A 12,906-nucleotide genomic window follows, 5' to 3' on the forward strand; every position below is an offset into this window, starting at 1 on the left:
CGCAAGTTCGCCCAGTATTTTTTCCGAAATCGCGAGTTTGAAACAGGCGATTGATCAAGGTCTAGCCCAAACAAAGAAGGCTTGGAATTTCTCAACGGGAACTTTTGTGGTTCCATCGGCGACTGATTTAGCTTGGGCGAAACAAATAAATGAAATGTACACAGACAAGAAAATGGAAGCTATTTTAGATAAGATTCCTGAATTGAATCAAGAGGACTTAGCATCTGTATTAGAATTTGCTAAAAATCACCCTGATGATGAAATACCAGACCCATTAATTAATTATTTAAAAGAAAATAAAGACGATATAATTTCAGATATAAAAAATGATGCTCTATCAAACTTTATTGAACAATTAGGTGTTGGGATTACAAGGTTTTCTGGTATAATTAATGTTTTAGAAGGGATTAAGGGACCTGTTGGTGAAAATTCCTTCGTGATGATTAATCCGAATGGTGTAGGAACACAAATGATGAAATATGGGAATAATATTGCTACTGCCGGAAAGGCTTTTGGTTATGGCTTCGCTGTAGCTGGATTTGGACTAGGAATGTATGATGATATGAATAATAAAGGAAAAACTGTAGGTCAAGCTATTTCACACAATACTGTCTCTACTGGAATAGGTATTGGTTCTGGTATACTTGGAACAGTTGGTGTAGGATTACTTGTGTCTAATCCAGGTGGATGGGCTGTTCTTGGAGGTATGGCTGTTGGTACTATTGTTAGTGTAGGGTTTGATTATTTATATGATAATAACATTCTTCATATCCAAGATGGCTTAGACTGGGCTGGTGACAAAATAGACTCTGGCATTGATTGGGCTAGTGATAAAATTGATGAAGGGGTTAGTTGGACAAAAGACAGAATAAAGGATACTGGTCAGGCTATTAGTCATATAGGTGAATCAATTAATCCAATGAATTGGGCGTGGTGAAGATTAATTTTGGGAAAATGAGATCCATATTCAAAAATACGCGTTATAAAATTTTAGAATATGAGTCAAAATTTTATTTGATAGATATGGATAGAGGTTTTTATGGATTTATGCTTTTTGCTTTAAGTTGGCTAATACCAAAGAAAGCTATTTTAATTACTCAAACGGATGCTGATGATTTAATTATAAAAAAAACTTATAAGTCAAGCCATTCAAATCAAGTTATTTTATTAATTTGTGCAATAATCATAAGCAATTTAGTTCTGCCCCCCTTATTGATAAAAATTGTTGAAGATCGATTTGAGGGTGGTCTAATTTTAAGTTTATGTATTTTATCTATTTTTGGTGTACTTATTCGAATCATTTATAGCATGAGAAATAAAATTAAGTGCAAAAATAGTGAGGGTAATCAAGAAGTTCTGGTAAAACTAAAACCACAAAAATGGGTCTATTGTTTTAAAGCTTTATGTGTCTACGTTCTGTTTTTAGCAGTAGTGATAATAGGAGCCTATTTATCTCTTTTAGTAAAGGGCTATTGGATACTTTCAGTTTGCTACACAATAGTGGTATTTGTATTTTTACTAACAAATTATCTAGCTTACAATGCAGATGAGTATAAAATTGAAATAGTGGAGGTAAAGTAGATGCTAACCATAGGAAGTATCATATATTTAAAAGAAGGATCAAAAAAAATTATGATTTTAAATAGAGGTCCTTTAGTAGTGGTAGATGGAAAAACGAATAAGTTTGATTATTCAGGATGTGTTTATCCAGTAGGCTTAGTACCGAACGAGGTTTTATATTTTAATGAAGCAAATATTGATGAAGTATTATTTACCGGGTTTTATGATGAAGATGAAGCTCGATTTCAAGATTTATACTCGAATTGGGCAGAAAACAATGCCTCGAGAATTAAGAAAGGCGTTGTAGATAAACCCTTGGAAAACTATGAAATATAATTAATGCATAGTCACATGATAAGAGTTAACTAGAAACTTTGTTTTTCTGCAGAGTAAATAAGTAAAACTACGTCAAACGAGTCAATTCAGAGCATACCCTAAATTGACTCGTTTGACATTCATTTATTTTAAGTTTCGAATCGGAGAGAGTCTAGAACTTATAAATTCTAGACTTTTTTCATGCCGACCAAAAGAATGAGAGTGTCATTTTTAATGGTAAATTGCATATGGCGTTACATCTGAAAAATACTACTCACAATGTACAGTCTAGGATTATATAGTGCTTGATAAACGTTCATAGGAAGAAAATTAGAGAAAGTTGTTATTAGCGTTTCACCAAGTTTTACTGCAAATGATCTTTGAAAATCCTGCAAAATAAAATTAAAAATGACAACTTGGCATTCTAAGAGAAAACAGATTGTTGTTTTCTCGTTTTTCTTCACATGTTTTAAATCTTACTTAATATGTAATATTGGGAAAAGAGGAGCTTTTTGATATTGTAGAAAAAAGACGCTTTGTTGTGATTGATAAGGTCTACCCTTTGTCGCACGCTTAGCAATGATCGCCTAACTCGGACAAATTTTTTTAAAGAGAGCAATCTAACAATAAAAAGAAAACAACTACCAACCGGATTTCTCTAGTTGGTAGTTGTTTTAATAATTGGGTCCATAACATGTTTTCCTCTGAAGCCATCTTCTTTTGACGGCTTTTCGTTTCTCTTCAGTAGTTGGCGAATAAGCAACTATTGAAGAGAAATGCTAGTGATGAAAAGCTTTTGATGGGAAAACTGTCGATGCTTAATAATTAAACTAACTCTTGGGGTGGAGCGACGTCAAGATTCATACCATAGAGGTCACTAATACATCTTTACTATTAGTCGTCAGGAGGGGGATGCGCGATAAGGTAGGATGGTATAAGTGACTGTCACAGAGGAATCTTCTACAACACCGCTGCTATTAGATGGTACTTCTAAGACATTTGAATAGTCATAAAGGATATATCCCCCCATGTTTTTGTCTTGTAAGCCATTAGAAAGAAGACCATTTTCATCATATATTTTAAATTTCATATATTCTGGTAAAGAATAAGATTCACCTATTTTAGTAGGTATTGTAATATCAGTTACAGCCATAGTTTGTGAATAAATCGCGCCATTATAGCTTAATTTAAAGAAATATTTATCAAGATTAGGGTGGTTATCTACATATTGTCCATCGTATATTGTTGTAAGATCTGGTAAAACAAAAGGATCTCCAAAGGCATCTACAAACTTAATAGTAATAGTGGCATCTTGTTGATTTTTTGTATAGACAAAAAGGATTTCTTGTGCTTGTTCACTTAAGCTTCCTTGGATATTAGCTGGTAATTTTGAAGTATCTAACGTGTATCCATCAATTGCGATTTGATATTTTTCGGTTGAAGCATCATAAGAATCACCAATCTGCCCACTGATTGTTTGCGCATCTCTTAGTTCATTTCCGTTCTGATCCACATATTTTACCAGGACATTTGCAGCGAGAATCGCGTTTTGTTCGTACGTATAGACAACTGTTTGCGGCTGATTGCTAAACGTACCCGATGGATTCCCTTGGACTGATTTATAGGTATAGCCGTCAATTTCTTTTGCTTCGGTTGTATAGTTTTCTCCAATATTACCACTTACTATGACATTATCTGTTAATGAATTCCCAGTTTCGTCTTGGTATTTGACCGTAATAGTCCCTTGCTGAGTAGGACGAACATTCGGCTGAGAAGGATTATCTGAATATTGATGAATATAACCTACATACTCATAACCTGCTAGATCTGTATTTGGAGAAAAGCTACTGCCTTTATCTAGTGTTTGTGTTGTTGATTCAGGTAAGGACTGTTCTGCTGCGTTAACAACGGCCGTCGTACCTAGGCTACCTGCAAAAATAATGGCTAAAAGTAGCGTTGTTCCTTTCTTACGGTTCCAAATTAATAAGCCAAATGCTGTTATGAATAACACACCACCGATTAAAACAATAAATGGAAGTTGCATTTCACCAGTTTTTGGTAAATTAGCCCTCTGTTGCTCGTTTGCCTTTGTAAATTCTTTTTTTGAAGGATTGGCTAGTTTGCTTTCAGTAATAGGTGTATGACTATTTGATACAATTGTATCGGCGTTTTTTCTATATACTAAGAGAAAATCCTCTTTATCGTGTGTAAGTGTTGTTTTTGGGACGCCTTCAATAATAGTAGCTTGTTCTTCGGCTGATAAGTCATCAAATAGTGTATAGTTTGTATTGACGATGGACTTGGTGACTGTTGCCGCAGCTACGTTTAACGCAAATAGATTGGTCAATCCAATGATTAAAGTAAGCAACAGCACTAATTTTTGTAAGTGTTTTTTTTTCATAGTACTCCTCCTTTTCTATCCCCTTTAATTTTCTGTGATTACAATCAATGCGACTTTTCTTATATTACTATCTTAAAAGACATTTTGTATAGAATAATTTGTAAAAAATAGCCATTTTTAACACATAATTCACTTTTTAGACGTTTTTTAGACACTTTTTAGACACAAATATTTTTCTTCATACTTTCGTTCATTTAAACGGTCGTTACCGGGAAGGAAGATTAATACTACAGAATCATTACAAACCGAACTTTGTCGTACAAAGATGTCGAAATCTCGGAAAACGCTCTTTTTCAATTGCTCAAAATAGCACAATATCTGTCTACCGTACAAAATTGTCGAATTCCTGCCGGTGCCCCAAGAAATGTTTATTGTTTTGTTATCTAACTTTATTTTTCTCATTTTTAGCTTGATGGCAATGTCCCGTACCCTTTTTTTGCTTTGAAAACGGAAAATATTTCAACCGGTTGAAATATTTTTATGTTAACCGGTTGAAATATTTTTAAAAAATGATATACTGAAATTGTTAACAAAAGAAAGCGCTTTCCTTGTTGCGTAATTTTCGTGGATATGTCGAGTTTTTTATTTTAGAAAGGATGGACGAGCCAAGTGAAACTAAAAAAAATTTTATTAACGGGCATGTTGGCACTGATAATGATTGGTTTATTGAGTAGTTGTGGTAAAGAGTCAAGTAAAACTGAAGAGGATACAGATAAAACGTTAAATCTTTTAGTTGAAGGTGGAGGCCCTGCCTTTAAAGTAGCAAATCAAACAGCTAAAGAGTTTGAAAAAGCTACTGGCTATAAGGTCAATATTGACTCGGTGCCCTACAGTGGTGTTTACGATAAGTTAAAAGCAGAGATCGATTCAAAAAAAGCGACGCATGATGTTGCGATTATTGATGTTTTGTGGCTGCCATCGTTAGCTAAGGGATTAGAGCCTGTTGATCAAGTCCTTAATGAAGAACAAATGGCTGATTTTTTACCACAATTGAGCGATAGTGCTACCTTGAAAGACCAGCTTCTGGGGTTACCCACTTGGACCAATTCTAAAATTCTGCTTTATCGTAAGGATTGGTTTGAAGATTCAACAAACAAGAATGATTTTAAGAAACAATATGGGTATGATTTGAAAGTTCCATCAACATGGAAAGAATACGAGGATGCTGCAGAATTTTTTACAAAAGATAATGTTTATGGCACTTCTGTTTTTGGACAAACTGGAGGTGACTCTGTAAGTAGTTGGTTGGATCACGCAACACAAGCTGGAGCAGAAGGACTAGTGGAAAATGATCAAGGAAAAGTTGTCTTAGATTCACAGCCATATGTTGATTCATTAAAATTTTTGCAAAAAATCGTCAAGGACAAATCGGTTCCAGAAGATTATTTATCAATTGCTAGTAGTGAAACAGCAGAGCTATTTAATAATGGTAATTTAGCCATGCAAATTGCTTGGGGACATTTCTATCTTTCTTCAAATGAAGCATTACCTGGAAAAGTTGGCGCAGCACCAATGATTGCTGGTTCTTCAGGGGTTGGTTCAGTACCAGGTCCTTGGTATCAAGTTGTTTTGAAGGATTCAAAAAAACAAAAGATTGCCAAAGAATATCTAAAATTTATGTATGAAAAAAATGAATTATATATGGAAACCTTAGGTGTAGCAGCTAGAAAATCAGTTTTTGAAAAATTTGCTGATAATCCTAAATATGCTCATGTCCAAGCGATTCAAACGACATTAAATGGACCACAGACACAAAATCGACCGCAACTTGGAAAATGGTCTTTTATTGAGAATGAAGTATTATCGCCAATGTTGCAAAGAGTTCTTCGTGGAGAAGATGCTGAAAAAGAATTGAAAAAAGCCCAAAAAGAAATCGAAGAAGTTTTAGCAGAATAACGTAATTTAAGAAGGAGGGATTAATTGATGGAAAAAACTGTGAATCAACATGGAGTGACTTTGAAAAAATCAAAGAAGAAAACAACTACTTCCATTATGAATCGAAAAACATTATTTCTGTTTTTTTTACCAGCTGCTATTTTTATGGCGTGTTTCTTATTGTATCCTTTGTTGACATTAGCAATTGATAGTTTCTTTGTTTTTGATGAATGGGGGCAAAGAAGTTTTGTAGGGTTGCATAATTACTTGCGAGCCTTTCATTCACCAACATTTTTAAAAACATCATTAAATACAGGGATTTATGTGATTGTAGCTGTTGCGGTAGAGACTGTTCTGGGACTAACTTTAGCTGTTGTTTTAACGCATAAGTATAAAGGTTTAAAATCTTTACGAACGTTAATTTTATCGCCACTAATGATTGCGCCTTTAGTTGCTGGCTTAATTTGGAAATTTATGCTTAGCAATCAATTTGGGATTGTTAATGCACTTTTAGTCAAAATAGGACTGATTGAGTCAACTGGTAGTATTCTTTGGTTAGCGGACCCCAAAATTTCTTTATTGTCTTGTATAATTGCCGATATTTGGCTGACGACTCCTTTTATGATGTTGATGTTTTTAGCAGGGATTCAAGGCATTCCTAATAGTTTATATGAATCAGCAATGATTGAAGGAGCAAATCGTTGGCAAATGATTTTAAAAATTATTGTTCCCAATATCAAACCTGTGTTGATTAGTGCATTGGTTGTTCGGATTATTGATGCGGCACGTTCTTTTGATATTATTTGGATCATGACGCAAGGTGGGCCGGAAAATTCTTCTGAATTGTTAAGTGTTCATATCTACAAGATGTTACAACGGTATGGTGATACAGGTTATGCAAGTGCGATGGCTATGTTGTTTATTCTTGTATTAGTAGGTATCACTTTGCTCTCTATGAAAAAAATTAAGAAAGGGGTTTAGCTATGTTTACTGAACGTTTTGGCAAGAATAGTAAAGACAATCGTTGGATAATAGGGATGTATGTTTTAGCCGTTATCTTTCTATTGGTGTTTCTTTTTCCTTATGTGTACATGCTTTTATCATCCTTTAAACCTTCTGCTGAAGTCATTTCCACGACACCAAGTTTTTTTCCAAAAGTTTTTTCTTTGGAAAACTATCGTAATTTAACAGAATACGCGGATATGGGGAAATTTTTTGGGAATAGTATTTTGGCAGCAGTTTTTAGTACAATTATTTGTTTGATTTTAGGATCAATGGCTTCCTATGCTATTTCACGAACAGCTGTCTCGAAATTAAGTAACTTCTTTTTAATTTTAGTTCTTTGCTTAAAAATGATTCCCATGTCCTCTGTTTCCGTTCCAATTTATTCTTTGATTCAAAAATTGGGTTTCTATGATTCTTTACCAGCATTAATTGTTGTTTATGCAGCAGTGAATATGCCATTTGTACTTTGGATGATGATTAGTTTCTTTAAAGCAATTCCGATTTCATTAGATGAAGCGGCTTCGATTGATGGTGCATCACCTTTTACCACTTTTAGAAAAATTATTTTACCAATTACAGCTTCAGGTATTGTTTCAACAGGGATATTTACCTTTTTATTAGCTTGGAATGATTTCTTATTAGCTTTATTACTTACTAGTAGTAATGCGAAAACAGTTCCGGTCGCTTTATCTGAATTTTTAACAGCATATAATTTAGATTTAGGTCCAATGACTGCTGCAGCGACGTTATTTAGTTTACCTGTTATTGCCGTGTCATTTTTCTTACAAAAATATCTAGTATCAGGAATGATGGCCGGTTCAGTTAAAGAATAGGAGGAATGATTCATTGAATCAACATCAACATAACTTACAACGAGCAAATCAACAAATAAATCACTATCGAGATAAAATTAGTCAAGGGGCGTATCGCCAAAATTTTCATTTTTGTCCACCTGTGGGTTGGTTAAATGATCCTAATGGGTTTATTCAATATAAGGGAGAGTACCACCTGTTTTATCAATTCAATCCTTATGCCGCTCAATGGGGTACTATGCATTGGGGACATGCGAAAAGCAGTGATTTAGTCACCTGGGAACATCTACCAGTTGCTTTAGCACCTAGTGAATTTTATGATGAAGATGAAAACGGGGGTTGCTTTTCTGGTACGGCAATTGAAAAAGCTGGGAAGTTGTATCTCTTTTATACAGGATCTGTGATTCGTGATGGGGTAGTGATTCAAACTCAAAACATTGCTTATAGCGAAGATGGAATCCATTTTGAAAAGTATGCTCACAATCCGATTGTGGAGGTCAACTATCCTGGAGCCAGCCCAGAATTTTTTAGAGATCCAAAAGTCTGGGAGCATGCGGGGAAATATCACATGCTAGTAGGAACTCAAATTGACGGCAAAGGAAATGCGCTTTATTATACGTCAACTGATTTAGTCAATTGGGAAGTTGTCGGGCCAATCATGGAAACGACAGAAGACTATGGTTTTATGTGGGAATGTCCAGATTTTTTTGAAATTGATGGCAGAGGTGTCTTGATGATTTCACCAATGGGTATGCAACAAGGAAATGTAACTACCCTTTATTTTATTGGAGACATGGATTATGAAAAGGGCTGTTTTATTCCTGAATATCAAGAAACAATTGATTATGGTTGTGATTTTTATGCTCCTCAAACGATTCAAACAGAGGATGGACGCCGTTTAATGATTGCTTGGCAAAATGGTTGGGAATGGATGCCGTGGTGGAGTGAGATTAGCTTTGGACCGACAGCAAAAGAAAATTGGTGTGGTGCAATGTCTTTACCGCGAGAAATAACCGTACAAAATAATCGTCTTCACTTTGCACCAATTACGGAATTACAGGAATATGAAGAAAATCAAAATGTGTTTAAAAATATCCAAGTATGGAAAGAGCCAACTCTTTTAACTACTGAAATAAGCGAAAGTTTTGTTTTAAAAACCAAAACTAATCACATTAATGGCTATCTTGAATTAATGATTTTAAATGAAGAAGGTAGTGGTGACTGTTTAAAACTTCAGCAGAATCAGTTAACGTATCAAGGGTCTAATAATCCTTATGCTAAAGTTAATAGAACTTTTCCTATCTCAAAAGAAGAAATTCTTATTTATAGTGATAGCTCATCGTTAGAAATTTTCGGAAAAGAATCTGGGAAAATATTCTCAATAAATACATTCTTGAAAAAAGGTGCTCGTACGTTTATTCTTAGTAGTGAAGAACCAAATGAATTAGCGGAACTTTCAATTACAGAATTGAGAATATAAAAACGAGAGGAATGGTCATGTTGGTAAATATCAAAGACGTAGCAAAAAAAGCGGGGGTATCCACAAATACCGTATCACGTTATTTAAATAATCGAGGATATATCTCAGAAAAGACCCGCATGACCATTCAACAAGTGATTGATGAGTTGAATTATATTCCGAATCAAGTAGCTAGAAATCTTTTTAAAAATAAAACGAATCTTATTGGTTTAGTTATCCCAGATGTGAAGCATCCTTTTTTCTCAACGATGACTTCCTATATTGAAAATGAATTAGATAAAAGAAACTTAAAAATGATTTTATGTAATACTGCTAACTCTAGTGAAAAGGAAAAAGGATACATTCAAATGTTGCAAGAGAATAAAGTTGATGGGATTATCATCGGCAGTCACTCAATTGATATTGATTATTCCAATATTAATGCACCAATTGTTTCATTAGACCGCTATCTAGCTCCGTCTATTCCAGTAGTTACAGCTGATCACAATAAAGGAGGCACGTTAGCTGCTCAATATTTGATTGATGCTGGTTGTCAAAATGTATTGCAAATTTCTGGGTACTCCCATGTGGATACGCCTTCTAATCATCGCTACCGTGCCTTTGAGCAAGTGATGGAAAAACAAGGGATCCCCTGTACCACCTATGAATTGAAATGGAATCAATTTGATTTCGATAGTTATTTGCAGGTAGCAAAGGAACTTCAGATACGCTATCCTGAAGTTGATGGTGTATTTGCGGTGGACTTAGTAGCTGCGGCCTTTTTGAGAGAAGCGTTAAAGAAAGGGACGATGATCCCACAAGACTTACAAATTGTAGGCTATGACGGTTCATTTGTCTCTCGGATGATGTATCCAACTTTTCCTAGTGTCGTGCAACCTTGCGAAGAATTAGCGCAAGAAGCAGTTACGATTCTTGAAAAATTAATGAATAAAGAATCACTGGATAAGTTAACATATGAGTTAGATGTTTATCTTAGTGATTGGGAAGGATAATCTATGACAACAGATAAGTATCTTGGCTCTATTGAAGCCGGCGGAACAAAATTTGTAGTAGCTGTATCAGACTTTGAGTTTAATAGCCAAGCAACAGCACAGTTTCCTACAACAACACCAGAAGAAACCTTAGAAAAGGTGATTACTTTTTTCAAACAATATGAGGTAGCTGCCATAGGAATTGGTTCTTTTGGCCCTGTAGATATTAATCCTCATTCAGCAACCTATGGATATATTTTAAATACACCTAAAGCTGGTTGGTGTGGTTTTGATTTTCTGGGAACCTTACAGAAAGCTTTGCCAGTGCCCATGTACTTTACGACAGATGTTAATGCTGCTGCTTATGGAGAATTTATTAGAGGAGCAGGAACTAAAGCGAAGGCCGTTGTTTACTTTACTTTTGGAACTGGAATCGGTGGTGGTTTTGTTCAGGAAGGAAAGTTTATCAGCACTATTTCTCATGCTGAAATGGGACATGGAACAGCACTTCCACATCCAGAAGATTTTTATGAAGGAAATTGTCCTTTTCATGGAAATCGTTGTTTTGAGGGTCTAGCATCAGGACCGACTATTGAAGGACGGACAGGTATCAAAGGGGAAGATTTACCTAGAACGGACCAGGTGTTTGATTATATTGCTTATTATGCTGGTCAACTTGCCTTTAATACGTTTATAAATATGGTGCCAGAAAAAATTATTTTTGGTGGTTCAGTTTTGCAAGAAACAGATTTACCAAATATTCGTAATTATTTTAATAAATTTAATAATGGTTATATAAAAACACCTTGCTTAGAGGGATTAATTGTTTGTCCTCAAATTAAAGAAAATGGCTCAGCGACAATTGGAAATTTTGGCTTAGCATTGAATGCGCTGACGAATCAAGGAGGTTTGGAGAGAAAAAATGACGAATAAAAATTATTATGATGTGACAACGTGGGCAGTGGGGGACCCTTATGAAGATATTGGAGAAGTAATCAATAGTATTATTGCAGACATTAAGTTACGGCAAACTGAGATTGACGTAAATGATGGCGGAAAACCAGGTGGCGTTATTTATTTACCACCAGGTGATTATCGGTTACGTACCCAAGTTTTGATAGATATTAGTTATTTAAAAATTCTTGGATCGGGTCACGGCTTTACTTCTTCCAGTATTCGCTTCAATGTTCCTAAAGAAAAATGGACACAATTGCATGAACTTTGGCCTGGTGGCAGTCGCATTCTCGTTGATTTACCAGTGGAAATTGGTGCTGAAGAGCAGGAAGGTGCGGCGTTTGTCGTAAAACGTGAAGGTGAACCACGAATTAGCTCCGTTGAATTTTCTAATTTTAATATTGATGGTCTTCACTTTGAGGATGCTGGTTTAGGGTTTGAAAATCCTGAAAATACCTACTTAAATGGTAAAACGGGAATTTATGTAGCTAGTGCCTGTGATTCTTTTCGAATTACAGAAATGGGATTAATTTATTTAGAACATGCGTTAACGATTTACCATGCGGATGCATTAACTGTACATGATAATTTTATTGCAGAGTGTGGCAACTGCATTGAACTTCGTGGTTGGGGCCAAGCGTCAAAAATTACCGATAATTTAATTGGTGCTGGTTTTAATGGTTATTCTATTTTTGCAGAAAACTTTGGTGGTTTATTAGTGACCGCCAATAATGTATTTCCTCGAGGTAAAAGTTGTTTGCATTTTAAAGGTGTGACGCGTTCTAGCGTTACCAATAATCGCTTCCATGCTTTTTATCCAGGTGTCATTATCTTTGAAAATAATTGTTCAGATAATTTAATTGCAACAAATCATATTTTACGAGACCAAGAACCGTGGGAGCCATTTTTTGACATTGATAATGGGCAAGTAGATACCTTTGGAATACTTTGTATAGATGGCAGCTATAATTCTATTATCGGTAATCATCTTTCATTAGTCATTGATTCAGCGGTGATTAAACCAGTCGGTGCAAGTCCAATTATGATTCGTTTGACTAAAGGCAAAGAAAATTTTGTATCTAATAATCATTTTATCGGAACACAAACAAAATTAATATCTGGCGAATCGGCATTTGAAGCGCAAGTAGATTCATTATTAAAACAAGAAGCTACAGAAGAAATAAAATTGATTACAGTCCTTATTGAAGAAAATGCTTCTAAAAATACAGTGTTAGACTCTGGGTATGAAGAACAAGTAGTAATGAATCACAATACAAATATTTTTAGACCATTGCCTAAGATAGGCTCTTAAAGAAAACCTTGCCCTTGAACGGACCTGACCTAAGATTGTGAGACAGCAATAAAAAAGCATTTTCCTAGACTGCTGATTTCCGATAGTCTATCGGTGATTGGTAGTCTAGTTTTTGTTGAATGCTAATTTCATTATAATAAGTAATGGGGCCACTGGAACAACTAAACAGAAAATAGCGGTAGGTTTTGGAAGGGGTTATTTAGAAGCGTTTTTACAATAAC

Annotated in this window: 11 protein-coding genes; 10 read left to right on the plus strand and 1 reads right to left on the minus strand. The window is 35.0% G+C overall.

The annotated features are described in order from the left end of the window. The 3 genes from HCJ45_RS02955 to HCJ45_RS02965 form a co-directional block, all read left to right on the plus strand. Nucleotides 1-937, plus strand: a 937-nt coding sequence (locus HCJ45_RS02955) for a DUF433 domain-containing protein (protein WP_187123953.1), incomplete at its 5' end; no start/stop codon positions are given. Then, a complete protein-coding gene (locus HCJ45_RS02960) occupies nt 934-1,581 on the plus strand; it encodes a DUF443 domain-containing protein (protein WP_343068867.1) in 648 nt (215 codons plus the stop codon). The genes HCJ45_RS02955 and HCJ45_RS02960, both read left to right, overlap by 4 nt. Continuing rightward, nucleotides 1,582-1,896 (plus strand): DUF4176 domain-containing protein, encoded by a 315-nt coding sequence (locus tag HCJ45_RS02965; protein ID WP_185381673.1) that lies wholly within the window; start codon nt 1,582-1,584, stop codon nt 1,894-1,896. An 880-nt stretch (nt 1,897-2,776) separates the two neighbouring features. On the opposite strand, the gene HCJ45_RS02970 is transcribed toward HCJ45_RS02965, so the two are convergent. Continuing rightward, nucleotides 2,777-4,276: a MucBP domain-containing protein gene (locus HCJ45_RS02970; protein WP_187123955.1), complete on the minus strand. Its 1,500-nt coding sequence runs from the start codon at nt 4,274-4,276 to the stop codon at nt 2,777-2,779. A 609-nt stretch (nt 4,277-4,885) separates the two neighbouring features. On the opposite strand from HCJ45_RS02970, the gene HCJ45_RS02975 reads away from it, so the two are divergent. From HCJ45_RS02975 to HCJ45_RS03005, 7 genes are read left to right on the plus strand one after another with little or no spacing between them, the layout of a single operon-like run. Next, entirely contained in the window at nt 4,886-6,172 is a 1,287-nt protein-coding gene (locus HCJ45_RS02975) for an ABC transporter substrate-binding protein (protein ID WP_343068868.1), read from the plus strand. Nucleotides 6,173-6,199: 27 nt separating this feature from the next. Continuing rightward, entirely contained in the window at nt 6,200-7,132 is a 933-nt protein-coding gene (locus HCJ45_RS02980; protein ID WP_187123956.1) for a carbohydrate ABC transporter permease, read from the plus strand. Between the two features lie 2 nt (nt 7,133-7,134). Continuing rightward, nucleotides 7,135-7,989 carry a carbohydrate ABC transporter permease gene (locus HCJ45_RS02985; RefSeq protein ID WP_187123957.1) on the plus strand — a complete coding sequence of 285 codons (855 nt, stop codon included), beginning with the start codon at nt 7,135-7,137 and terminating at the stop codon, nt 7,987-7,989. Between the two features lie 13 nt (nt 7,990-8,002). After that, nucleotides 8,003-9,448, plus strand: a complete 1,446-nt coding sequence (locus tag HCJ45_RS02990; protein WP_187123958.1) for a glycoside hydrolase family 32 protein — start codon at nt 8,003-8,005, stop codon at nt 9,446-9,448. 17 nt (nt 9,449-9,465) lie between these two features. Next, nucleotides 9,466-10,440, plus strand: a complete 975-nt coding sequence (locus HCJ45_RS02995; protein ID WP_239079155.1) for a LacI family DNA-binding transcriptional regulator — start codon at nt 9,466-9,468, stop codon at nt 10,438-10,440. Between the two features lie 3 nt (nt 10,441-10,443). Then, nucleotides 10,444-11,352 carry an ROK family protein gene (locus tag HCJ45_RS03000; protein ID WP_187123959.1) on the plus strand — a complete coding sequence of 303 codons (909 nt, stop codon included), beginning with the start codon at nt 10,444-10,446 and terminating at the stop codon, nt 11,350-11,352. Further along, the gene (locus HCJ45_RS03005) at nt 11,342-12,685 is read left to right on the plus strand and encodes a NosD domain-containing protein (RefSeq protein ID WP_187123960.1); all 1,344 of its coding nucleotides are present in this window, start codon (nt 11,342-11,344) and stop codon (nt 12,683-12,685) included. The genes HCJ45_RS03000 and HCJ45_RS03005 overlap by 11 nt, the downstream gene beginning before the upstream one ends. The last annotated feature ends 221 nt before the right edge of the window (nt 12,686-12,906 follow it).

Origin of the sequence: Listeria immobilis (genome assembly GCF_014322845.1) — a bacterium.
Lineage (GTDB): Bacteria > Bacillota > Bacilli > Lactobacillales > Listeriaceae > Listeria > Listeria immobilis.